This is a genomic window from Vibrio sp. 10N.247.310.17, assembly GCF_041466605.1.
Classification (GTDB): domain Bacteria; phylum Pseudomonadota; class Gammaproteobacteria; order Enterobacterales; family Vibrionaceae; genus Vibrio; species Vibrio tasmaniensis_A.
This window is the reverse complement of the sequence record NZ_JBFSTC010000016.1, coordinates 1-21,819: the sequence shown is the minus strand read 5'-3', so window position 1 is coordinate 21,819 and position 21,819 is coordinate 1. Positions and strand designations below refer to the sequence as shown.

Genomic DNA, 21,819 nt, shown 5'->3' with positions numbered 1-21,819 from the left:
TCTCTCGATGTGTTATGTGATCGATTAATGAATCCCACCGATGCGATTAAAACGCACACCAGTAGGAATCCATGTTGGAAGTACACTGTCTGAACCACGTTCGAATTCGAAGCTGATCCAAATAGCAACGGCCTTACCAACAAGGTTTGCTTCAGGGACAAAGCCCCAGTAACGGCTGTCAGCACTGTTGTCACGGTTATCACCCATAACAAAGTATTGGCCTTCTGGAACGATCCACTCGTTAACACCATTGCGAGGTTGATATGCTTGCACACGATCACGGCGTAATGGGTTAACTAAGATTTGGTGCTCCACGTCACCCAGTTGTTCATTCAACTGAATTAGAGGCACACCATCTTGAATAAATTGGCTTTCTTCAACGTTACTCAACTTCACTGGTTTACAGTTACTGCCACCCTTCGCTTGAATGCAGATTTCTTTATTGCTGCTGTAGCGAATGGTATCACCCGGCATACCAATAACACGCTTGATGTAGTCGATATTCGGCTGAGGTGGGTATTTGAATACGATTGAATCACCACGTTCTGGTTTGCCTGTTTCTACCAGTTGAGTGCGCCATACAGGATCTTTTAGACCATAAGCGTACTTTTCTACCAAGATGAAATCACCAACCAATAGTGTTGGCATCATCGAGCCAGATGGAATTTGAAACGGTTCATAAATAAATGAACGCAAAACCAAAACAAATGCAATTACAGGGAAAATGGACACACTGTTCTCAACCCACCAAGGCTGAGCCGTAACTTTTGCGCTGGTTGCAGCGTCTAGGCCATTCGACTGTGCTTCAACGTCAGCCAGTTTTTGTTGGCGCTTCTTCGCCCACACAAACTTTTCCAACGCCCATACAATGCCAGTCACTAGAGTTACGATCACTAAGATAAGCGAAAATGTATTAGCCATTGATATCCCTTAAATTTCATTTCTTTAAAAATAACGAAAGTGAAAGAGTATAACCCTTTCACTCTGCTTAATATTTCTAATCCGTATCAATCATGCTGACTAAATGCTGGGGAGATTACGCAGGAAAAATCGTTTAGTTCGAGGCGCAAAGTGCAGTGACTAGTGGGCCTAATTGCAATCTTTGCAACAAAGAAATAAACGATTTTAACCAGTAATGTTCAGCAGATAGTTAGTGCGATTGATACCTAGTCTTTGCCAACATGAAGAATTGCTAAGAATGCTTCTTGAGGCAGTTCAACGTTACCGATCTGCTTCATACGCTTCTTACCTTCTTTTTGTTTCTTAAGAAGTTTCTTCTTACGACTGATATCACCACCGTAACATTTTGCGATTACGTTCTTACGCAGTTGTTTCACTGTAGAACGAGCAATAATGTGGTTACCAATCGCGGCTTGAATCGCGATATCAAACATCTGGCGAGGGATGAATTCTTTCATCTTCTCAACCAGTAGACGACCACGAGACTGGGCAATATCTTTGTGTGTAATGATCGCCAGTGCATCAACCGTTTCACCATTCAACAATACATCTACACGTACCATGTTTGATGCTTCGTAACGTTGGAAGTTGTAATCCAATGATGCGTACCCGCGAGACGTTGACTTCAGACGGTCGAAGAAGTCTAGAACCACCTCAGCCATTGGAAGATCGTACGTCACAGCAACTTGGTTACCGTGATAAACCATGTCGACTTGCACGCCACGCTTCTCAACACACAGTGTGATCACGTTGCCTAGGTAATCCGAAGGTACCAGAATATTACAGCGAGCAATCGGTTCACGAATTTCTTCTAAGTCATTAATAGCAGGCAGTTTAGCCGGGCTATCAACATAGAGAATTGTGCCATCCGTTTTTACAACTTCGTACACTACGGTTGGTGCCGTTGTGATTAGGTCTAGGTCGTATTCACGCTCTAAACGCTCTTGGATGATCTCCATGTGAAGCATTCCTAAGAAGCCACAACGGAAACCAAAGCCAAGTGCTGCTGAACTTTCTGGTTCGTAAAATAGTGATGCATCGTTCAGGCTTAGTTTGCCTAGTGCGTCACGGAAGTTTTCGTAGTCATCAGACGATACTGGGAATAGACCTGCGTATACCTGAGGCTTCACTTTTTGGAAACCAGGTAGACGTTCTGTGCTGCCGCCTTTTGCAAGCGTCAACGTATCACCAACAGGTGCGCCAAGGATGTCTTTAATACCACAAACAACCCAGCCAACTTCGCCAGTATTTAGCTCAGTTGTGTCGATTTGCTTAGGTGTGAAGATACCTAGACGGTCAACACCCCAAACTTGGTCTGTCGACATTACTTTAATCTTGTCGTTCTTCTTCAGCTTACCGTTCTTGATACGAACCAAAGAAACAACGCCTAAGTAGTTATCGAACCAAGAGTCAATGATCAGAGCTTGTAGTGGCGCTTCTGGATCACCTTCCGGTGGCGGGATAGCCGTTACGATGTTTTCAAGAACGTCATCAACACCGATACCGGTTTTTGCAGAACAACGCGTCGCTTCCATCGCATCGATACCAACGATCTCTTCGATTTCTTCAGCAACTCGTTCAGGTTCAGCTGCAGGTAAGTCAATCTTGTTCAAGATTGGCACTACTTCCAGTTCCATTTCGATCGCGGTGTAACAGTTTGCTAGAGTTTGAGCTTCAACACCTTGGCCGGCATCCACTACAAGAAGCGCGCCTTCACAAGCGGCTAGAGAGCGAGATACTTCGTAAGAGAAGTCTACGTGTCCAGGGGTATCGATAAAGTTAAGTTGGTAAGTTTCACCATCTTTAGCTTTGTAATCTAAAGTCACACTCTGCGCTTTAATTGTAATACCACGCTCGCGTTCTATATCCATAGAATCGAGGACTTGAGCTGCCATCTCACGTTCACTTAACCCTCCACAAACTTGGATTAAGCGGTCAGAAAGGGTCGACTTACCGTGGTCGATGTGGGCGATAATCGAAAAATTACGAATGTGCTTCATAGGCTTGGTGTGACTAAACTCTTTGAATAGGGATAATAAGAAAGCCGCAACGCGTCCAATCTACAGTCAGCATTGGTGGCGGCATTTCAATCAAGTTGGCAGATTCTACCCAATTTAAGGGCAATAAGCATCATAAATTAGATGAGAGACTTGCCTAGGATTCTAATCAAGACAACTTCTTGCTTGGATTTGTCTTCCATTGGTTTAGCTAAGCGCTTCGCCAAACCAATACCACCAGCAGTAAACAGCGCTGCAGTTAAGATAACAATGCCCTCGCCCCCTTGGAGTAAGGGTTGTAACAAGAGTTGTCCAAAACCAGCACCAACCATCAACATGAAAAGCGGGATAAGATAAACAATAGCCGCAGACTGAAGTAGGCTTTTTTCTGGAAAGCCAATTTCTACGATCTGGCCTGCTTTGACTAGGCTTTGGGTTTTAAGCTGCCAAAACAAGGATTTATTGCCAACAGCCTTGGTCACAATACCCGTTCCGCAGCTTTTTTGAGATGAGCAACTGCTGCAACTGGTTTGTTGTTCGCAGCTCAGTTGAACAAAATATTGCTTACCTTTTTGTTCGACTGAGCTAACGGTCGCCAACGCAGTCATCATTGCGCTGGTGCCGGTTTATTGAACGTGACGGATTGAGCGATACGCTTGGCCGTTGCTGGCGGAATATCACCAACCACAGAGATTTCTTTGTCGCCAATCACTAAGCTGTGCAAGGTTCTTCGCCCTTGGCGTACCAGCTGTCCTTTCAATGAATGTTCGTCTTTATCGGCGATATAAACCGAAAAGCTAAATAATCCATCACTGAAAAGCTGGCTTTCAACCATTTTTTCGGTCGCAGCCATTTGGTAACGGCTGAGTTCTTTCGATTTAAATCCTTCTGGCACCCACGAGGCCTGCCAGTCGGTCTCGCTCACCAAGCCTTCTGGCAATGACAAAACCTTCGGCAATTTAGCTTGATTCAAACCGCCCATTGCTTCTGCAATTTTATCGTTCACGACATAAGAGATAGTGCGGTACTGCTCAAGCACTTCGCCATCACGATCCAAAAGATCGGCACGCAAAGGAAGGTTGGTTTTCTCATCTACCCAAACCACATAAGAGTATCGAAGGCCGTCTTTCGGCACAACGCGTAATACTTGCGTGGTACTGCCCGCCTCACGAGAACGCCCAACTTTTACAAAATCGTAGTATTGGTTGAGAGAATCGATATCTCGATTAATCATCGGAATGACAGGTGCAACCATGCTGCCAGACTGAATAGTAAATGGCTCTGTACCCGGTTCGATGTAGCTAACTTCATTGCCACGTCGAATAACCTCACGAACAGGGCCGCTTAGATAAACAAGGTGTGCAAGTTGTTGGTCGTCGTTAACTGCATGACGATAAAGCAGAGGTTCAATACTGCTCTTCTTTATCAATATGTAGGAGAGTTCGTAATTTAGATGCTGACTGGCCTCGTTCATTTGATGTAACAAGGCCTTTGCAGTGGTTTCCTCTGCAAAGGCTGTTGGAGACATCAAGCTGAACAGTGTCAGTGCACTGACCAGGATTTTCTTCATTCAATATCCGATTCTAGGTGTGCATCTTCCATTGGCGATGCATCACTGTTTAATCTTAGTTGTAGCTCATAATCTTCTAACAATGCATGAACGCGTTTGCGTTGCTCTTGCATGTTAGCTTCAGATGCAGGTCTCTCAACAGAGTCACGTGTTAAGCTTACTGGTTCCGCAGAACCTGCAAATGGAATCGTCTGGAGTACAGGCAACTGCTCTGGAGCTGCGGGATCGCTGCCGCCGTATTGCTGAACACCTAATACAACTGCTAATGAAACACACGCTGCCACGGCAACTTGTCCAAACTGTTGTAACCACGCAGGAAGCTGACGCTTCGCTTGCTGAGGTTTAGGCTGCTCTTCTATCGGAGCAACAATAGGTTCAACATTCACTTGGTGCAGGTTCGACATTGAACCATGTGCAGGCTCATCATCAAGCGCTGCCGCTACACTGTTAGCAATGTTCCACTCTGGAGTTTCTGGCGCATCCCCACGCATAACATCACCAATTAAATGGTAACTCTGCCAGGTATCCATGCTTTCTTGATCAGATTCGAGATCTACTATGAGAGCTTTATCGATCGTTTCACCATCCATGAGTGCCGAAAGCTTTTCTTTATCAGCCATTATTTTCACCATAATTATTACAAGTTCTAGCGTTGTAAAAGAGGTTTAATTTTCTTTTCTACCGCTTCACGAGCTCGGAAAATACGCGAACGTACGGTTCCTACAGGGCAATCCATTACTTCTGCAATCTCTTCGTAGCTCAAACCTTCGAGCTCACGCAACGTCATTGCAGTTTTTAAGTCTTCGGGTAGCGCTTCAATCGCTCCAAAAACAACTTGTTTCAATTCGTTTGACAGCGTTAAGTTCTCAGGGTTCGATATTTCTTTTAACGCGCTGCCTGTTTCGTAATATTCTGCATCTTCTGCATCGACATCTGTTGCTGGCGGCCTGCGGCTCTGGGCAACAATATGATTTTTAGCGGTGTTCACGGCAATTCGGTACAACCATGTATAGAAAGCACTCTCACCACGAAAGTTAGGTATCGCGCGGTAAGCTTTAATAAAAGCTTCTTGTGCTACATCAGGTACATCACCGGAATTATTCACGTATCGAGAGATAAGATTACAAACTTTGTTTTGATACTTAACCACTAATAAGTTAAATGCCTGCTTATCTCCACTCTGAACTCGCTCAATCAACACTTGATCGGTTAGCTGCTCGTTCATTCGAGCGGGTACTCCTATTGTTATAACCCTTACCTTCACAGATATGGGTACTAATTATGCGAAATGTAGTATTGACACCACCGTCTACAAGAGCACTATTGTGACTAAGCCAAATACCGAAAGTTCCAACTTTCCTAAAATTATTTGCCATTATTGTTTCACAATGTGATGTAATAAAAATAGTTATCCCTATCAATTTGGGGAAACTTGAGCAAAAGCAATGGTATTGAGCAATTAAATATTTCTAGATAGCTGTCTATATATTGATTTTGTGTCGTGTTTTAGGATGACTAGGGAAAGATTATAACAGTCTTACCCAAACTCCTAAAACAAGACGAAGTCAATTGAGCATGGACAACTCGACTATAGCCCGGGATTTAATAAGTTTTATGAACGCAAACCGTGAACATCAGTGTGATGTATTAGTGGTAGGAAGTGGTGCGGCAGGCTTGTCATTAGCCTTACGCGTAGCAGAACATGCAAAAGTAATTGTATTAAGCAAAGGACCACGCAGCGAAGGATCGACGTATTACGCACAAGGTGGTATTGCGGCGGTGTTCGATGAATCGGACAGTATTGAGTCTCATGTAGAAGATACTCAAATTGCTGGGGCTGGGTTATGCGAAGAAGATACAGTTCAATTCATTGCTGAAAATGCTAAAGAGTGTGTGCAATGGCTGATTGATGGTGGTGTTCCATTTGATAAAGATGAGAACAGCACAGAAGGCCAACCAAAGTATCACCTCACTCGTGAGGGCGGCCACAGTCACCGCAGAATTCTGCACGCTGCCGATGCAACTGGCATGGCGATGCAAACCTCACTGCAAGATAACGTCAAGAATCACCCAAACATCGAGATCTTCGAGCGTCACAATGCGCTGGATTTAATCACCGAAGATAAGATAGGAGGTTCGAAAGACAAGGTTATCGGTGCCTATATTTGGAACCGTAACCAAGAACACGTTGAAACCGTGCGCGCTAAATTTGTTGTATTAGCAACAGGCGGCGCTTCAAAGGTTTACCAATACACCTCTAACCCAGATGTCTCTTCAGGTGATGGTATTGCTATCGCTTGGCGTGCGGGTTGTCGTGTGGCAAACCTTGAGTTCAACCAGTTCCACCCGACTTGCTTATTCCACCCAGAAGCGCGTAACTTCCTACTAACGGAAGCATTGCGTGGTGAAGGTGCCTATTTGCGTCGCCCAGATGGCTCTCGCTTTATGAAGGACTTCGATGAGCGCGGTGAATTGGCTCCACGCGATGTGGTTGCTCGTGCGATTGACTTTGAAATGAAGCGCTTAGGTGCTGACTGCATGTATGTTGATATCAGCCACAAACCTGAAGAATTCATCACGACGCATTTCCCAATGATCCATACTCGCTTGATGGATTTGGGGATTGATATGACCAAAGAACCGATTCCAATCGTACCGGCAGCTCACTACACTTGTGGTGGTGTCATGGTGAATAAGCAAGGTCAAACCGACTTAACTAACCTATATGCAATTGGCGAAGTGAGTTATACCGGCTTGCACGGTGCAAACCGTATGGCTTCAAACTCACTGCTTGAGTGTGTGGTATACGCGTGGGCAGCCGCAAAAGATATCGTTGAAAACATCGACCAATCTCAACTGTGCGCTGAACTTCCGGCATGGGATGAAAGCCAAGTCACCAACAGTGATGAAGAAGTGATCATTCAACACAACTGGCACGAGCTAAGACTGTTCATGTGGGATTACATGGGTATTGTTCGAACGGACAAACGCCTTGAACGTGCAATGCGCCGCATTCAGATGTTGCAGCAGGAAACTCATGAGTACTACAGCTACTTTAAGGTTTCAAATAACCTATTAGAACTGCGTAACTTACTACAAGTGGCTGAGTTGATGGTTCGCTGTGCAATGCAACGTAAAGAGAGCCGCGGCCTACACTACACGCTGGATTACCCAGAACTTGCTGAAGACAGCGGCCCAACCATTCTGACACCAGAGAAAAACCAGTCTTAATTTTTGGTCATGGAAAAAGACGACAGGGAGCCTAGCGCTCCCTTTCTTTTATCTTTGGTTCTTGTTTATCCAATGCTTTCGTTTATCAAACGGACTCGTTGTAAATGCGCCAAGAAGTGTCGATATTCACGTTCATTGCAACTATCTCGCCACAACAAGACTGAATATCCGCACTCAAACTGCAATTTAACGAAGAACTGCGCCCAAATCTTATCAACGGACTTAAGTGTGTAGGCTTGTTCATTGAGTCGGATCTCGCCATCTTCTTTATAGTCAAAGCACCCATGTGCTGTATTCAAGATTACATGATTGGCTTTAAACAAACTGAACACTAAAGCTAAACAATAGAGGGCAACAGCGAGTGGAATAGAAGAGAAAACGATGAAAAACAAAAGGCACCCAAAAACAGTGCCTTTTGCAAATAATGCGGAATACGAAGGGTTAAGCTGAAGCTTAACGAACCTTGCTGAGGTTATGCGCGACAATTTTATCAACCATTGAAGCATGGCCTAGGTTTTCACTGCGTCCGTGTCCCATTACCCAAGTAAACAGGTCTGGGTCATCACACTCTAATAGAGAAACAAACTCACGCTGCTCCTGCTCTTGCAATGAATCAAAACACTCTTCGAAAAATGGCATGATAACTACGTCAAGTTCCAACATGCCACGACGGCAACCCCATTTAATTCGTGCTTTCTGCTCTGCAGTGTACATTGGCTATCCTCACCTATAATTTTTCTTTCTCGGAGTGTAACAAGTCATACGCTCTGCAACTACTATGTGAGTCACAGTCCCTATCTAAGCTCACAAAAAAACCTAAGCTGACAAAGAAACAGAACCGGATTAACATAGAGCCAAATAAAATTCTTAGGAAAGATAAAATGGATTGGAAAAACACATTTCAGCCGCTCGCTCATACGCAAAATGAATCGCTTCCAGATCTGATGATGACACACGTGTCAGACTGGAGTGCAATCACCATGATAGGCGATGACAAAAAGTCGTACCTGCAAGGTCAAGTAACGTGCGATGTCGTCACTCTTCCTAATGATGAATCCACGTTAGGCGCGCATTGTGATGCGAAAGGAAAGGTTTGGAGTATCTTTCGTTTGTTCCACCACAATGGTGGCTACGCTCTTATGCAGCCTAAGTCTGCGATTGAAATCGAGTTAGTTGAAATTAAAAAATACGCCGTATTCTCTAAGGTTGATATTGAGCAAACGTCTGACGTTGTTATCGGTGTCATGGGCGCGTCAGCTGATCAATACATTGACTCAATTTCAGAAAGCCAAGGTAAAGTGCGTGTAATCTCTGGTGGCACCGCTGTTCAAGTCTCTGACAACCGCTGGGCTCTACTTGTTACGCAAGAAGCAGCAGAAGCCTTGGTATCAAGCAGCACTGCAGAAAAAGTATCAGAAGCGCTTTGGCAGTATCATGAAATTCTTGATGCTCAGCCGAACCTATCGAAAGCAGAGCAAAACGAACACATCCCTCAAGCACTCAACCTGCAAGCGATTGGCGGTATCAGCTTTTCAAAAGGCTGTTACACAGGTCAAGAAACAGTTGCTCGTGCTAAATACCGTGGCATGAACAAGCGTGAAATGCGCATTGTTTCAGGAACGAGTTCAGATGTATTGTCTCTAGAGAATACGATTGAACTAGAGCGCAGCGTAGGTGAGAACTGGCGCGGTGCAGGCCGACTATTAAACGTCTATCAATTTGCTGATAATCAGGCGATTGGTTTGATGGTGTTGCCAAACAACCTTGATGACGATGTTCAGCTTCGATTGACTGCGCAACCTGAGCAAATATGGAACATTCTGCCACTGCCTTACAGCCTTGACGAAGAGTAGCCACGTGGAAACACTGATTACACAATGGTTAGATCAACAGCAGGTGGACTATCGCCTGTTGGTGCAAAGCAAGCCAACCACCAGCATCGAAGAGACAGCGCAAGAACGAGGTATTAATGCCTCTCAAATGGTCAAGTGCATCCTGCTTAAGGATATGGGAAACCAGTATGCGTTGGCCTGTACTCCTGGCGATCGCTCTATCGATCCAAAGAAAGTACGCTCGGTACTGAATTGCCGTCGAATGACCTGCGTATCACTCGCTGATGTTGAAGCCATCACCGGCTTTAAAGCTGGATGTGTTGGGCCTATTGCTCTAAAGAGATACATGCCGATCATTTTTGATCCTTCCATTCAGAGCAACTCGACCGTTACCATTAGCTCGGGTGATCGAATGGCTGGCGTTGCGTTGGATCCCAATGATCTCATAGCACTATGTGCACCGATCGTCGCTGACATCAGTCGATGAACGTTTCGAACAGATCATGCTTCGCAAACTTCATTTCAATATTTCATTGAGTACATTTTTAGTGTGAACTTCGTCATAAGAAAAACACACCCACCCTAAATAGTTACTCAAAATAAAAGCATAAGTAGTCACAAGGTTGAATTTGCGTTATTGTAATTTTACTGACTAGCCTTTAAGCAAATCAGTACAAGTGAATCCACTGAGTAACATCAGTATCCACTTTTGTGTAATGCATCTGTGACTATTCGCCCGTTTTAGACGGGCTTTTTTTTTGTTCAAAATTTACAATTTGATTACACAAACAAAAAAATCCCGCCTATTCTTATACTTGTAACATTAGCACTGCTTAATACCGGACAGGAAAGTTCGTAGCAGTTCACTACTCAGTACTATTTTGGGGAGGAGCTCACGTAAAAATAGATATTTACTGAAGAAAGTGCTTAGAACAGCACAAATATCTAATTAACGTCAACTCTACTGCATATTACTCCATGCTTATCACAATAATTATCTCGGAGTTTTTCTATAATATGCAGGCTAGGTAAATATAAGGATAATTAAAAATGAGACTGTTTAAGCGCTATACACCGAGTATGATTGCTAAACATGTAAGTCGACTTTTCAAAGGACGAATCTACATTTACGGCGTAGGTAAATTTGAGTTTGATAACGGTAAACTCGTACTACCAGACCGAGCAGAGAAGCGTCACTTCCAAACCGTGAAAGAAATAAATAGTGAAATCATGAAACTGCGCTGCGCGTACGCATGATCTGATAGTCTAAAGAATTAAAAACAAAAAGGGTTGGCATTATGCCAACCCTTTTTTCGTGTTCTTGATGTCGTCAATTGCTATCAACTTTAGCTACTGACCATCAACAGCAATCCATCTCACGCGACTACCGGTGTGCTACGGGGCGCTTAGCTAAATCCGGAAGATTGCCCGACAACCCCAGCGCTCGCTTCATTATCTCATCTTTCGCACCCGGTAATTGACCAGCAAGCTTCATACCGATACCACGAATTAGCTTCTTAGCCGGATTATCGCCTTCAAACAGATCTTTAAAGCCCTGCATTGAAGCAATCATTTTCGCCGCCTCAGCTTTTCTCCAGCGCTCATAGCCACGAAGGTTGCGCTTGGTGCCAATATCCTCACCAGAAGCCCATAGCGTTAACAGCTCTTGCGCTAAGCTTGCTGCGTCTAATAGACCAAGGTTCACACCTTGCCCTGCTAATGGGTGAATAGTATGAGCAGCATCACCCACCAAAGCGACACGCTCTACAGCAAAGTCACGTGCATAACGCATGCGCAGTGGGAAGGCAAAACGGTCACCAACCACTTCGCATAATCCAAGCTTTGAGTCGAACTCTGCCGTTAGCTGCTTATTAAAATCAGCATCCGACATTGATACAAGCTTCTCGGCACGATTAGGCTCCGTAGACCAAACTATCGAGCTCATATTCGTTGGTTGAATTGGCAGGAACGCCAACGGCCCTTGCGGTGTAAATATTTGACGAGCAACGCTATGGTGCTGCTCTGAGGTTTTGATGTTCGCGACAATCGCACTGTGGCCGTAATCCCAATGAGTTAATGGGATATCTTGTTGCTTGCGAACCCAAGAGTTTGCACCGTCAGCTCCAACAACTAACTTTGCTGTCAGCGCTTGGCCGTTGTCTAACGTTAGCCATGCTTCGCTCTCACCAATCGCCATCGTTTTACACGTTGCAGGCATGTATAGGCTGACGTTATCTTGCTTCTTAACCTGATCAAGCAGCGCTAATTGGATTACGCGGTTTTCTACAATATGGCCTAGGTTAGGCTGTGCTAAGCGTGTTGAGTCAAACTCAATGCGAGCAAAGCTGTCTTGTTCCCACACTTCCATCGCTTGGTAGGGCGCAGCACGTCTTTGTTCGATACCTTGCCATGCGCCTAGATTGCGAAGAATCACTTCACTCGAGCGGCTCAATGCCGACACACGCACATCAGGCAATTCGCTAAGCCCTTCGTTAGGCGCTCTGCCTTCAATGACCGCAATTCTTAGATCGCTGTCTTTCAGTGCAGCCGCAAGCGCTAGGCCAACCATGCCACCGCCAACAATCGCGATATCAACACTTTGCATCATTATTTATTACCTTATCTTTCTACTAGGCCAAGCGTATGACGCAAAAGTGGACCTTTAAGTGGTGGGAGGTTATCAATTACGGCTAACCCAAGGTTTCGCCCAATACGAGCGGTCAAAAAATCGTTTGAGAACAGATGAACTAGGCTTGAAGTCAACGTAATCGTCATGTCTCTGTCTTGTTCTCTGCGCTTTCTAAAGTTAACAAGACCTGTGTAACGACCTACATCATCCAATTGAGTACATAATTCTTCCGCCAAGGAAGCCACATCACGAATGCCAAGATTAAAACCTTGCCCCGCAATAGGGTGAAGTGTTTGAGCAGCATTGCCAACAATGGCAAATCGATGAGAGATATTTTGCTGTCGGTGGCGAAGAATCAGTGGGTAGCTCGCACGCTTACCCACTTTCTCTAGTCGGCCAAGTCGCCAACCGAAGTCATTCTGTAACTGCTCAAGAAATTCGTTGTCGTTTAAGGCCACCACTTTTTGTGCTTGTTCCGGTGACAAACACCAAACTAGCGATAAACGGTTGTCGCTCATCGGTAACAGAGCAACTGGCCCATGATGAGTAAAACGCTCAAAGGCTCGACCTTGATGGGGCTCACTAGCAACAATATTGGCAATCACAGCGACTTGTTCAAAGTCATGTTCGCTCAATGGGATATTCAGTTGCTGACAACAGGTTGAGATAGCACCGTCAGCTGCAACCAATAACTTAGTGCTTACTGTCTGCCCACTTGTCAGCTCAATCGTCGTTAACGATTCATTACGTTCAACGGTTCTAACAGACTCAGGGCAAAGCATCGTAATTGCAGCTTCTGATTCAAGCTTCTGCTGATAGATTCGCCCCACATCCGCCAACTCCACCACATAGCCAAGCGCATCAACAGCAAGATCTTCACTGTAGATGTCTGTCATCCCAGCATGACCTCGATCTGATACATGAATATCTTTGATCGGGGTTGCTACGGGAGCGATAGATTGCCACAACTGCAAAGAGTCGAGGATCTGCACCGTGCCATAAGACAAAGCAATCGAACGAGAATCAAAGCCTGGGTGAGCTTGATGATCAACCTGATAAGGCTCTACTACCGCGATCGATAGAGAACCTTGACTGAGGTGATTCAGAGCAAGGGCTAAGGTCGCCCCCGCCATTGCGCCACCAGCAATTACAACATCATACTGAGCCATTATAACCTCAAACCGACAAGCGGATTAATGAATGGTTGGAGCTGCATCTTCAGATGGGCGAGCACCGAATTCAGCATGAATCGTTAGTGCACACGCTTTTACGTGTTCAATAACGTGCTCTAGAAGCTGCGCTTGCTCTTCCATATCATCGTCTTCGTCAATGCCTAGCTTTGCCATCTCTTCAAGATCAGCTAATGCTTCTTTGGTACCGTCAGACGCTTTATTCAATTGAGCGCCAACCAAGCCTAAACCAGAAATAAAGTGGTTGATCCAATCTGACACACCATCAGCCAAATCAAACAAGCTTGCGCTTGCGTCTTCATCAGGCAGCAACATAGACAGTTCCATGCCTGAACCTGTGATTTCGCTGGTCGTCACCTTTAATGTAGCTTCCGCTAACGTTAATGCGCGATCTGGCCACCCCATGCCTTCATTGGTGTAATCAAAGATAAGTGGTTGCCAGCTTTTATCTGCTAGGTTTAAGCCTCCGCTCAACATACCCGTTAATAAACCATGCATCTCAGCAGGGTTTACGGCTAGGCTTGCCGATTGAAGTTCAGTCGCAACCGTTAGGTAGTCAGGTAAAGTAGTTTCGCTCATCAGATAGCTCGCTCAGTTATTCTTTATATCGATAGTATAATCGTACCACTTCACCCCAATTCTGGTAAGCGTCGATCCTGAGCAATTGAAGGACGACTGACTACCAATTGTTCAATTTGCTGAATTACTGTGTGCTCAAGCTCTCATTTACAAACAGTCACTCTGAAAAGCTTGAATCTTAATAGCGGTTTACCTATAGTTTCTCCCTCAGAGGAGATTGCTTCCTCATCGGTACTTGCACTTTTTCTTTCTCAAAAAATGATAAAGAGCAACAGCCTTAAATAGTGCGTTAAAGAGTTCATCCATCATGAGTAATCAAGCGGTAGACGTTGAAATATTAGGAAAACTGACTCGAGTGAATTGTCCCCCAGGGCAAGAAGAGTCATTGATTGCAGCGGCGGCCGATCTTGATAATCGATTGAAAGAGATGGCTGAACGTACTAAGGTAACCAATGAAGTGAAGCTGCTAACGATCGCAGCTCTGAACATTTGCTATGAATTACAAACCAAGAAGTTTGAAGCAAATGATGAACAAAACGCACTGACCGAGCGAATGGAACAGCTCACGACATCACTTTCAGATGTCCTCAGTAAAGTTAAGCACGGACAGCAATAGCGTACACAAAATTTACCCTGGAGTGTTTGTCAGAGGATTCACGTCCCCGAGCCGATAAGCAATCCCTAAGGGTTAGTACTTGAGTGCTATTGAGCATGCTCGGTCCGCCGAGAAGCCTACGGTAATCATTGCTGATCCGCCTTGAACTCGCTGGTTCAAGGGCCATCTATTCTCAACGGCACTTTGGGGTATCCCTTCTTATGAAGACGCTCACACGCAGCGAATTTCGCAAACAGATCCGCATCAAACGTAACTCCCTATCTAGCGAACAACAAACTCAATCCGGTTTAGATTTAGTCCAGCAGTGTGCTCAGCTTAATGAAGTTCAATCTGCTCAGCATATTGCACTCTATATATCCATCGATGGCGAACTCGATACCCAGCCTTTAATTGAATGGTTATGGGCGCAAGGTAAGCAAACTTATTTACCAGTATTGCACCCCTTCTCGGCCGGACACCTGCTGTTTCTGCACTACTCGCCAAGTACACCGACGGTTTTGAATAAGTACGGAATCGTTGAACCTCAGCTCAATCAATTACTCGTCAAACCATGCCAACAACTCGATCTTATTCTCACACCATTGGTGGGCTTTGACTCTCAGGGGCATCGCTTAGGCATGGGCGGTGGATATTACGATCGCACCTTGGCTCGATGGTTCGAGACGGGCAATGGCGCAACACCTATTGGCCTTGCTCACGATTGCCAACATGTCGATCGCTTACCAGTTGAAGGTTGGGACATTCCGTTACCTAAAATCGTGACTCCGAGTAAAACTTGGCAATGGGAAAACAACCATTAAAGCGCTATAATCGCGCCGCAAACGTTAACCTCGATATCCAAACGTTACCCCAATATCTAAACGTTAACTTCATCATTACGCAAACGATCAATTCAAAGCGCAAGACCTTATTCAGGAGAATGGCATGACTCAAGATGAAATGAAAAAAGCAGCGGGCTGGGCAGCACTTCAATATGTTGAAGAAGGCAGCATTGTAGGTGTAGGTACTGGCTCAACAGTAAATCACTTCATCGACGCACTTGGCACAATGAAAGACAAAATCAAGGGTGCGGTTTCAAGCTCTGTAGCCTCTACTGAAAAACTAGAAGCGCTAGAAATCAAAGTATTCGAATGCAACGACGTATTCAAGCTAGACATCTATGTTGATGGCGCTGACGAGATTAACGGTTCTCGCGATATGATCAAAGGCGGCGGCGCTGCTTTGACTCGTGAAAAAATCGTAGCAGCTATCTCTGATAAGTTTATTTGTATCGTTGATGGTACCAAAGCAGTTGATGTGTTGGGTAAATTCCCACTGCCTGTTGAAGTTATCCCAATGGCGCGTTCATACGTAGCACGTGAACTCGTAAAACTTGGTGGTGACCCAGTTTACCGCGAAGGCTGCACAACCGATAACGGCAACGTGATCCTAGATGTGTACGGCATGGCGATCGAAAACCCAAAACAGCTAGAAGATATCATCAATGGTATCGCTGGTGTGGTAACGGTTGGTCTGTTCGCTCACCGTGGTGCTGATGTAGTTATCACTGGCACGCCTGAAGGTGCAAAAATCGAAGAATAAATAATAGAAGATTGAGTTTTTCTGTTACTTCATTACAGACGGTGCCCTAGGGCGCCGTTTTTTTTGCTTTATTGCTGTAAAATTATGTCTTATTCCGTAATTTTCTTACCCAAAACATTTTTTTTTTGTTACTTTATTGTTCAGAAGACGCACAGGGAAAACGTTTGTCTCCTAACAAAGTGGTGAATTTGTTCCCCTTTCAGCCATTTTGTAGCACGTGCGCCGCATTTGCCCAACCTTTCCATTTTAAGGACGAGAACAATGGCCAAAGTTTCACTGGAAAAAGAAAAAATAAAAATTCTACTTCTAGAAGGTCTTCACCCTTCTTCTGTAGAAGTACTGCAAGCCGCTGGTTACACAAACATTGAGTACCACAAAGGCTCACTACCTGAAGATGAACTTCTTGAAGCAGTTAAAGATGCTCACTTCATTGGTATCCGTTCTCGCACCAACATCTCCCAAGAAGTTATTGATGCGGCTGAAAAGCTGGTTGCTGTCGGTTGTTTCTGTATTGGTACTAACCAAGTCAACCTTCAAGCAGCAGCAAAGCGCGGTATCCCTGTTTTCAATGCACCGTTCTCCAACACTCGAAGTGTTGCCGAACTCGTTCTAGGTCAGGTTCTATTACTGCTTCGCGGTATCCCAGAGAAGAATGCTCTTGCTCACCGTGGTATCTGGAAAAAGAGTGCAGACAACTCTTACGAAGCTCGTGGTAAGCGTTTAGGTATTATTGGCTACGGTCACATCGGCACTCAGCTGGGTATTATTGCTGAAAACCTTGGTATGCGTGTTTACTTTTACGATATCGAAAACAAGCTGTCTCTAGGTAATGCCACTCAAGTTCATACTATGACCGAGTTGCTGAACAAGTGTGACGTGATCTCTTTACACGTACCTGAAACCAATGAAACTAAAGACATGATGGGTAAAGAAGAGTTCGAGCGTATGAAGCCTGGCTCTATCTTTATCAATGCAGCTCGTGGCACGGTAGTTGACATCCCTGCTCTGTGTGGCGCTCTGGATTCTGGTCACCTTTCTGGTGCGGCTATTGATGTTTTCCCAACAGAACCAAAAACCAATGCAGACCCGTTTGAGTCTCCATTAATGCAGTTCGATAACGTGATTCTTACCCCTCACGTGGGTGGTTCAACACAGGAAGCACAAGAGAACATCGGTGTAGAAGTTGCTGGTAAGCTTGCTAAGTACTCTGATAATGGCTCTACGCTATCAAGTGTTAACTTCCCTGAGGTTTCACTGCCATTGCATACAGGTACTTCTCGTTTGCTACACATCCATGAGAACCGTCCAGGTATTCTTACTCAGATCAACACCATCTTCGCAGAAGAAGGGATCAACATCGCGGGTCAGTACCTACAGACTGCAGCAGATATGGGTTATGTTGTTATCGATGTAGAAGCCGATCGCTCTGAAGAAGCACTGCTTAAACTGAAAGAGATCGAAGGCACAATCCGTGCTCGTCTTCTTCACTAATCATCGCATTCAAAATGCACAAAAAAGGCTCTCATCATGAGAGCCTTTCTAGTATTTGGCCTATCGTAGGTAATTATACCAATCACAGTAAGTAAGTGATCAAAAATAGCGTAGGAAAAAGGCTTGAGAACAAGGCGGCATTTTTCGATAAGTAGTTATTCTACAATAAAAAATTCCAACGCAGTTATTGAGCATTTTAACAAGCTAGGGAGAACAGTTATTTACTACGATTGGTATTAGATCATCATGATCCAAAACCTTCTATAACGCTGCTGTTACTCTTCGATCTGATAGATCACATTGACACGATCACGAATGGTGATCGTTGAGTCTTCATAAGAGTTCGATTCTGTTCTTGCATCCATCGCCATTGAACGCATTAGCACAGGCTGAGAAGATTGTGCGTTGTAATCAACACGCCAAACATCACCGAGCTCACGCTCAAAACCACTCGCTAATGATTTAGCTTTTGATGTCGCATCTTTGATCGCTTCTAAGCGTGCTTGCTCTTGATACTTGGCTTGGTCACGAACTTGCAGTTGGATATTATCGATCTGGTTAATACCCTGTCCTATTGCAATATCCATGTACTCATTGAGATTAGCGAGCTCATTCACTTGAACGCTCACATTACGTGAAGCGCGGTAGCCAACCAATTCTGGTTTGCCATCTTTGGGATAATGGTACTGAGGAGATAGGTACAGATTAGAGCTGTGTACGCTCGCCTCATCTACGCCGGCTTGGTGCAGCTTATTTAGAAAGCCCGTTACCACTTTATCAACAGTACTTTTAGCCTGTTCAGCCGTCATCGTTGACTCTACCACTCTCACTGAGAATGTCGCCATATCCGGTGTCGCGATGACTTCACCATAACCTGTTGTTGAAATATGCGGAAAGGATGGAGAGTCAGCCAGTGATGGAAAGCTCACAGCACTCAACGCAGCCGTAAGAGTAAGAGACGTTGCTAACATCTTTGGTACAAACTTCATTAGGTAGACCTATGCTAAACAAATGTCCTTCCATCATAGAGTAATTTATCGTTTAGCCAATCCTGATTGTGCACATCTAACAGAACTTTGACGCTGAAAAAACCAACAACTTACTGAGGTAAATGATTGTGAGCAAAACTTAATATCGCTTGGGATACCTCTTTTAGCACCCCACTCTCAAGCTGCCAATGGTGCCAATAGATGCGATAAGACAGCAGAAAACCAGGGGTAATATCAATCAAAGCACCAGACTCTAGTTCCTCGATAATCTGCAATCGAGGAATCAAGCAATAGGCAACACCCGATAATGCCAAGCGCACAAATGCTTCTGAACTGCCGACCGTATGATTGATCACACTGTCTCTGGGTACATTGAAATGATCATGTAGAAATTTCTTATGCAGATCATCGTATTGATCATAGGAAACCGCAGGCGCTTTGCTTAAGGTGGCGTAGTTTACGCCCTCTGAAAAGTAACGCTGATGAAACTCAGGGCTCGCCACACACACATAATCCATCCTACCGAGGTAGTCTGCACTGCACCCAGGAATCGCTTGAGGTTCTAAACTGATCGCGCCGGCAACCTCACCGCTTTTTATTTTTTCAATGGTTCTAGACTCACCATGAATCGCGAGGTTCAACTCGACTTGACGAGACTTCATCACATCCGACAGTGCAGGTAACAACCATGTCGCCAAACTATCAGCGTTGGTGGCTATGGATATAGATAGTGGTTGAGTACCCTCTTCATTCATTAACTCAGGCACAAGCTCGTGCTCTAACAAGCGAACACGACGATACAAACCCAACAGCTTTTTTCCTGCTGGTGTAGGCCTTGGTGGGTTTTCTCTCACCAGCGCAGGCTGGGCTAACCACTTTTCTAGCTGTTTGATACGTTGGGACACCGCTGATTGGGAGATGTATAACTGCTCAGCGGCCCTCTCAAAGCTACGTTGTTTCACAACGGCATCCAGTGCTTCAATCCATTTATAATCCAATCCACGCATCAATTTGCTTCCTTTTTAAGCTAACCCAACACCACATTAGCAACTCTAATAATGGATTAAAATCATTAATTATACTTATTTAAAGGGTCGGAGTATCTTCGCCACATAGCACGCAAATATCGTTAATTAAGTGGAGGTTAAAATGAGTTTTTGGGTTTTATTGCAAGGTTTTGGTCTAGGGGCAAGTATGATAATCCCGATAGGCGCACAAAATGCGTACGTCCTAAATCAAGGCATAAAACGCAATCATCATTTAACGACTGCAACGATTTGTAGCCTGCTCGATACCCTGTTTATCTCATTGGGTATTTTTGGTGGCGGAGCAATTCTGTCTCAAAATGAATTGCTGCTTACCTCTGTGACATTGGGCGGTATCGCTTTTCTAACGGTATATGGTTTGCTATCACTGCGCAGTGCATTCAAAACGCGCACCAGTGATGAATCAAAAGGTGAGGTATTAGCTCGTGGCAAACGCACCGTTATTTTGGGTGCATTAGCTGTAACAGTATTAAACCCACACCTCTATTTGGATACCGTGGTGATTCTTGGATCTATTGGTGGGCAATTTGAAGGCAACGACAGAGTTGCGTTTGCGATGGGGACTATCTTAGCTTCATTCGTGTGGTTTTATTCCCTATCATTGGGCGCAGCAAAGCTAGGTCCAACGCTATCGAAACCTAAAGTTAAGAAAGGCATCGATATCGCAGTAGCAACCATGATGTTCGCTATTGCACTTGTGCTCGCCAATGGACTCATTGAGCAATACGGGTAAACCTATTCTTCTTTAGTCATCAAACAAACTTTACTCATCCAACAAAAAAGGCGAATAACCTAAGTTATCCGCCTTTCCTTATAGAAGCTAATAGCTATAAAAACTAACTAGAAATTAAGCTTCAACTTTATTCATGTGTACATCCATTTGCGGGAATGGGATTTCGATACCTTCGTTATCCAAGCCTTCTTTGATAGCTTGCATAAGGTCGAAATAAACATTCCAGTAGTCAGCTGTGCTAACCCATGGACGAACAACAAAATTAACTGAAGAATCAGCTAGCGTGTGAACACCTACTTGAACACCTGGATCTTTCAATACGCGCTCATCAGATTCACAGATCTTAGTCAGTAGCGCTTTTGTCTTCTGAAGATCAGCGTTGTAAGAAACACCAATTATTAGGTCAATACGGCGCGTCGCATGACGAGAATAGTTAGTGATTGGGCTACCGATAACGCTTCCGTTAGGCACTACAACCATTTTGTTGTCTGGTGTTGTTAAAACAGTTTGGAAGATCTGAATTGAATCAACTGAACCCGCTACACCACCAATTTCCACGTAGTCACCAGACTTGAATGGACGGAATGCAACGATAAGTACACCCGCTGCAAAGTTAGATAGTGAGCCTTGCAGCGCAAGACCAACGGCTAAACCAGCTGCACCAATAACAGCAACTACAGATGCAGTTTGAACGCCTAAACGACCAAGTGCAGCGATAAGAACAATAACAAACAATAAGTAACGAACTAAACCGTGGATAAATTCCACAACAGCTCGGTCCATCTTCTTCTTCTCAAGAACCTTAGATACGCTATTCGCGACTGCTTTAACAATCAAGTTACCAATAAATAGAATTATCAGTGCAGAGATAATGTTTACACCGTATTGGATAAATAGATCTGAATTATTTGTTAACCACTGCTCGGCCTGAGATAAACCATCCACAATTGGAGTCTCAAGCGCTGTCGAACTATCAGCCATAATGTGCATCCTCTATATAATATGCTATGAGCTAAACTGTCTTAAGCCAAACTTACTTTTACAATAATAAACAGTTTAACTCCTGTTAAGTCACTGTGTTAAAAGTAAATTAAAGCCAAGTCCTTTTTATAAACTGAACCAGGTCCAGTTTTTCGGCACGATATCCTATCTTTGACCGATTGCAAAGTCATATTTATGTAAGCTTTTGAATTAATAAAACTTACCAATAAACGCAAATACCGATAACTAAAAGACTACGAAATTTATTCACCGTAGGCTAGGTTTTTCACATATTTAATACAAGTTTTTATCAGACATAAAAAAACCCGCTCAATGAGCCAACACCTATCATTTAAGGTGTTTAGATCGCACAGTGTAGCGAGTCTTACTAAAA

23 protein-coding genes and 1 other RNA gene are annotated in these 21,819 nt (G+C 44.4%); 10 read left to right on the top strand and 14 right to left on the bottom strand.

Going from position 1 to position 21,819, the window contains the following annotated elements:
* Positions 1-24: 24 nt before the first annotated feature.
* The 6 genes from lepB to rpoE form a co-directional block, all read right to left on the bottom strand.
* Positions 25-921, bottom strand: coding sequence for a signal peptidase I (gene lepB, locus AB6D80_RS07125; RefSeq protein WP_102249683.1), 897 nt, complete (start codon positions 919-921; stop codon positions 25-27).
* 245 nt (positions 922-1,166) lie between these two features.
* Positions 1,167-2,960 (bottom strand): translation elongation factor 4, encoded by a 1,794-nt coding sequence (gene lepA, locus AB6D80_RS07120; RefSeq protein WP_009847653.1) that lies wholly within the window; start codon positions 2,958-2,960, stop codon positions 1,167-1,169.
* Positions 2,961-3,097: 137 nt separating this feature from the next.
* A complete protein-coding gene (locus AB6D80_RS07115; RefSeq protein WP_009847654.1) occupies positions 3,098-3,568 on the bottom strand; it encodes a SoxR reducing system RseC family protein in 471 nt (156 codons plus the stop codon).
* The gene (gene rseB, locus AB6D80_RS07110; RefSeq protein WP_009847655.1) at positions 3,565-4,527 is read right to left on the bottom strand and encodes a sigma-E factor regulatory protein RseB; all 963 of its coding nucleotides are present in this window, start codon (positions 4,525-4,527) and stop codon (positions 3,565-3,567) included. Before rseB ends, AB6D80_RS07115 begins: the two co-directional genes overlap by 4 nt.
* Positions 4,524-5,147 carry a sigma-E factor negative regulatory protein gene (locus tag AB6D80_RS07105; protein WP_029223850.1) on the bottom strand — a complete coding sequence of 208 codons (624 nt, stop codon included), beginning with the start codon at positions 5,145-5,147 and terminating at the stop codon, positions 4,524-4,526. Before AB6D80_RS07105 ends, rseB begins: the two co-directional genes overlap by 4 nt.
* 26 nt (positions 5,148-5,173) lie before the next feature.
* On the bottom strand, positions 5,174-5,752 hold the full coding sequence (gene rpoE / locus AB6D80_RS07100) for an RNA polymerase sigma factor RpoE (protein ID WP_004735377.1): 579 nt from the start codon (positions 5,750-5,752) through the stop codon (positions 5,174-5,176).
* Between the two features lie 389 nt (positions 5,753-6,141).
* On the opposite strand from rpoE, the gene nadB reads away from it, so the two are divergent.
* Complete coding sequence (gene nadB, locus AB6D80_RS07095) at positions 6,142-7,758, top strand: L-aspartate oxidase (protein WP_012604791.1); 1,617 nt, start codon at positions 6,142-6,144, stop codon at positions 7,756-7,758.
* 65 nt (positions 7,759-7,823) lie between these two features.
* On the opposite strand, the gene AB6D80_RS07090 is transcribed toward nadB, so the two are convergent.
* Both AB6D80_RS07090 and AB6D80_RS07085 read right to left on the bottom strand, forming a co-directional pair.
* A complete protein-coding gene (locus tag AB6D80_RS07090) occupies positions 7,824-8,264 on the bottom strand; it encodes a protein YgfX (RefSeq protein WP_012604792.1) in 441 nt (146 codons plus the stop codon).
* Positions 8,212-8,472, bottom strand: coding sequence for a succinate dehydrogenase assembly factor 2 (locus tag AB6D80_RS07085; protein WP_004735374.1), 261 nt, complete (start codon positions 8,470-8,472; stop codon positions 8,212-8,214). The genes AB6D80_RS07090 and AB6D80_RS07085 overlap by 53 nt, the downstream gene beginning before the upstream one ends.
* Before the next feature lie 167 nt (positions 8,473-8,639).
* On the opposite strand from AB6D80_RS07085, the gene ygfZ reads away from it, so the two are divergent.
* The 3 genes from ygfZ (at position 8,640) to AB6D80_RS07070 (ending at position 10,847) form a co-directional block, all read left to right on the top strand.
* Positions 8,640-9,611 carry a tRNA-modifying protein YgfZ gene (ygfZ, locus tag AB6D80_RS07080; RefSeq protein WP_017100744.1) on the top strand — a complete coding sequence of 324 codons (972 nt, stop codon included), beginning with the start codon at positions 8,640-8,642 and terminating at the stop codon, positions 9,609-9,611.
* A 4-nt stretch (positions 9,612-9,615) separates the two neighbouring features.
* Positions 9,616-10,077, top strand: coding sequence for an aminoacyl-tRNA deacylase (locus AB6D80_RS07075; protein WP_009847659.1), 462 nt, complete (start codon positions 9,616-9,618; stop codon positions 10,075-10,077).
* A 563-nt stretch (positions 10,078-10,640) separates the two neighbouring features.
* On the top strand, positions 10,641-10,847 hold the full coding sequence (locus AB6D80_RS07070) for a DUF1107 domain-containing protein (RefSeq protein ID WP_009847660.1): 207 nt from the start codon (positions 10,641-10,643) through the stop codon (positions 10,845-10,847).
* A 127-nt stretch (positions 10,848-10,974) separates the two neighbouring features.
* Here the strand turns inward: AB6D80_RS07070 and AB6D80_RS07065 are convergent, their stop codons facing one another.
* From AB6D80_RS07065 to AB6D80_RS07055, 3 genes are read right to left on the bottom strand one after another with little or no spacing between them, the layout of a single operon-like run.
* Positions 10,975-12,198, bottom strand: coding sequence for an FAD-dependent 2-octaprenylphenol hydroxylase (locus tag AB6D80_RS07065; protein WP_371702884.1), 1,224 nt, complete (start codon positions 12,196-12,198; stop codon positions 10,975-10,977).
* A gap of 11 nt (positions 12,199-12,209) precedes the next feature.
* Positions 12,210-13,388: a 2-octaprenyl-6-methoxyphenyl hydroxylase gene (ubiH, locus tag AB6D80_RS07060; protein WP_371702882.1), complete on the bottom strand. Its 1,179-nt coding sequence runs from the start codon at positions 13,386-13,388 to the stop codon at positions 12,210-12,212.
* Positions 13,389-13,412: 24 nt separating this feature from the next.
* Positions 13,413-13,988, bottom strand: coding sequence for a YecA family protein (locus AB6D80_RS07055; protein WP_004735367.1), 576 nt, complete (start codon positions 13,986-13,988; stop codon positions 13,413-13,415).
* A 307-nt stretch (positions 13,989-14,295) separates the two neighbouring features.
* On the opposite strand from AB6D80_RS07055, the gene zapA reads away from it, so the two are divergent.
* From zapA to serA, 5 genes are all read left to right on the top strand, one after another.
* Positions 14,296-14,604 (top strand): cell division protein ZapA, encoded by a 309-nt coding sequence (gene zapA / locus AB6D80_RS07050; RefSeq protein WP_004735366.1) that lies wholly within the window; start codon positions 14,296-14,298, stop codon positions 14,602-14,604.
* A gap of 11 nt (positions 14,605-14,615) precedes the next feature.
* Positions 14,616-14,798: non-coding RNA, 6S RNA (ssrS, locus tag AB6D80_RS07045), on the top strand.
* A gap of 6 nt (positions 14,799-14,804) precedes the next feature.
* Positions 14,805-15,404, top strand: a complete 600-nt coding sequence (locus tag AB6D80_RS07040; protein ID WP_371707743.1) for a 5-formyltetrahydrofolate cyclo-ligase — start codon at positions 14,805-14,807, stop codon at positions 15,402-15,404.
* A gap of 124 nt (positions 15,405-15,528) precedes the next feature.
* On the top strand, positions 15,529-16,185 hold the full coding sequence (rpiA, locus tag AB6D80_RS07035) for a ribose-5-phosphate isomerase RpiA (RefSeq protein ID WP_009847664.1): 657 nt from the start codon (positions 15,529-15,531) through the stop codon (positions 16,183-16,185).
* 261 nt (positions 16,186-16,446) lie between these two features.
* A complete protein-coding gene (serA, locus tag AB6D80_RS07030; protein ID WP_017097288.1) occupies positions 16,447-17,676 on the top strand; it encodes a phosphoglycerate dehydrogenase in 1,230 nt (409 codons plus the stop codon).
* Between the two features lie 275 nt (positions 17,677-17,951).
* Here serA and AB6D80_RS07025 read toward each other — a convergent pair whose 3' ends face one another.
* Both AB6D80_RS07025 and AB6D80_RS07020 read right to left on the bottom strand, forming a co-directional pair.
* The gene (locus tag AB6D80_RS07025) at positions 17,952-18,665 is read right to left on the bottom strand and encodes an oxidative stress defense protein (RefSeq protein WP_009847667.1); all 714 of its coding nucleotides are present in this window, start codon (positions 18,663-18,665) and stop codon (positions 17,952-17,954) included.
* A 110-nt stretch (positions 18,666-18,775) separates the two neighbouring features.
* The gene (locus AB6D80_RS07020; protein WP_102249679.1) at positions 18,776-19,672 is read right to left on the bottom strand and encodes a LysR family transcriptional regulator ArgP; all 897 of its coding nucleotides are present in this window, start codon (positions 19,670-19,672) and stop codon (positions 18,776-18,778) included.
* Between the two features lie 142 nt (positions 19,673-19,814).
* Between AB6D80_RS07020 and AB6D80_RS07015 the strand changes: the two genes are divergently transcribed.
* Entirely contained in the window at positions 19,815-20,444 is a 630-nt protein-coding gene (locus AB6D80_RS07015; protein ID WP_012604800.1) for a LysE/ArgO family amino acid transporter, read from the top strand.
* A 114-nt stretch (positions 20,445-20,558) separates the two neighbouring features.
* Here AB6D80_RS07015 and mscS read toward each other — a convergent pair whose 3' ends face one another.
* Positions 20,559-21,425, bottom strand: a complete 867-nt coding sequence (mscS, locus tag AB6D80_RS07010; protein WP_102249677.1) for a small-conductance mechanosensitive channel MscS — start codon at positions 21,423-21,425, stop codon at positions 20,559-20,561.
* Between the last annotated feature and the right edge of the window lie 394 nt (positions 21,426-21,819).

What these genes read in the sequence shown, in the direction of transcription:
- AB6D80_RS07115 (WP_009847654.1), bottom strand. Translation starts at nt 3,568, where the DNA reads ATGATGACTGCGTTGGCGACCGTTAGCTCAGTCGAACAAAAAGGTAAG.
- rpiA (WP_009847664.1), top strand. Translation starts at nt 15,529, where the DNA reads ATGACTCAAGATGAAATGAAAAAAGCAGCGGGCTGGGCAGCACTTCAA.
- lepB (WP_102249683.1), bottom strand. Translation starts at nt 921, where the DNA reads ATGGCTAATACATTTTCGCTTATCTTAGTGATCGTAACTCTAGTGACT.
- AB6D80_RS07025 (WP_009847667.1), bottom strand. Translation starts at nt 18,665, where the DNA reads ATGAAGTTTGTACCAAAGATGTTAGCAACGTCTCTTACTCTTACGGCT.
- nadB (WP_012604791.1), top strand. Translation starts at nt 6,142, where the DNA reads ATGAACGCAAACCGTGAACATCAGTGTGATGTATTAGTGGTAGGAAGT.
- ubiH (WP_371702882.1), bottom strand. Translation starts at nt 13,388, where the DNA reads ATGGCTCAGTATGATGTTGTAATTGCTGGTGGCGCAATGGCGGGGGCG.
- AB6D80_RS07040 (WP_371707743.1), top strand. Translation starts at nt 14,805, where the DNA reads ATGAAGACGCTCACACGCAGCGAATTTCGCAAACAGATCCGCATCAAA.
- AB6D80_RS07020 (WP_102249679.1), bottom strand. Translation starts at nt 19,672, where the DNA reads ATGCGTGGATTGGATTATAAATGGATTGAAGCACTGGATGCCGTTGTG.
- lepA (WP_009847653.1), bottom strand. Translation starts at nt 2,960, where the DNA reads ATGAAGCACATTCGTAATTTTTCGATTATCGCCCACATCGACCACGGT.
- serA (WP_017097288.1), top strand. Translation starts at nt 16,447, where the DNA reads ATGGCCAAAGTTTCACTGGAAAAAGAAAAAATAAAAATTCTACTTCTA.
- AB6D80_RS07055 (WP_004735367.1), bottom strand. Translation starts at nt 13,988, where the DNA reads ATGAGCGAAACTACTTTACCTGACTACCTAACGGTTGCGACTGAACTT.
- AB6D80_RS07090 (WP_012604792.1), bottom strand. Translation starts at nt 8,264, where the DNA reads ATGCTTCAATGGTTGATAAAATTGTCGCGCATAACCTCAGCAAGGTTC.
- AB6D80_RS07070 (WP_009847660.1), top strand. Translation starts at nt 10,641, where the DNA reads ATGAGACTGTTTAAGCGCTATACACCGAGTATGATTGCTAAACATGTA.
- AB6D80_RS07085 (WP_004735374.1), bottom strand. Translation starts at nt 8,472, where the DNA reads ATGTACACTGCAGAGCAGAAAGCACGAATTAAATGGGGTTGCCGTCGT.
- mscS (WP_102249677.1), bottom strand. Translation starts at nt 21,425, where the DNA reads ATGGCTGATAGTTCGACAGCGCTTGAGACTCCAATTGTGGATGGTTTA.
- zapA (WP_004735366.1), top strand. Translation starts at nt 14,296, where the DNA reads ATGAGTAATCAAGCGGTAGACGTTGAAATATTAGGAAAACTGACTCGA.
- ygfZ (WP_017100744.1), top strand. Translation starts at nt 8,640, where the DNA reads ATGGATTGGAAAAACACATTTCAGCCGCTCGCTCATACGCAAAATGAA.
- AB6D80_RS07105 (WP_029223850.1), bottom strand. Translation starts at nt 5,147, where the DNA reads ATGGCTGATAAAGAAAAGCTTTCGGCACTCATGGATGGTGAAACGATC.
- rseB (WP_009847655.1), bottom strand. Translation starts at nt 4,527, where the DNA reads ATGAAGAAAATCCTGGTCAGTGCACTGACACTGTTCAGCTTGATGTCT.
- AB6D80_RS07065 (WP_371702884.1), bottom strand. Translation starts at nt 12,198, where the DNA reads ATGATGCAAAGTGTTGATATCGCGATTGTTGGCGGTGGCATGGTTGGC.
- rpoE (WP_004735377.1), bottom strand. Translation starts at nt 5,752, where the DNA reads ATGAACGAGCAGCTAACCGATCAAGTGTTGATTGAGCGAGTTCAGAGT.
- AB6D80_RS07015 (WP_012604800.1), top strand. Translation starts at nt 19,815, where the DNA reads ATGAGTTTTTGGGTTTTATTGCAAGGTTTTGGTCTAGGGGCAAGTATG.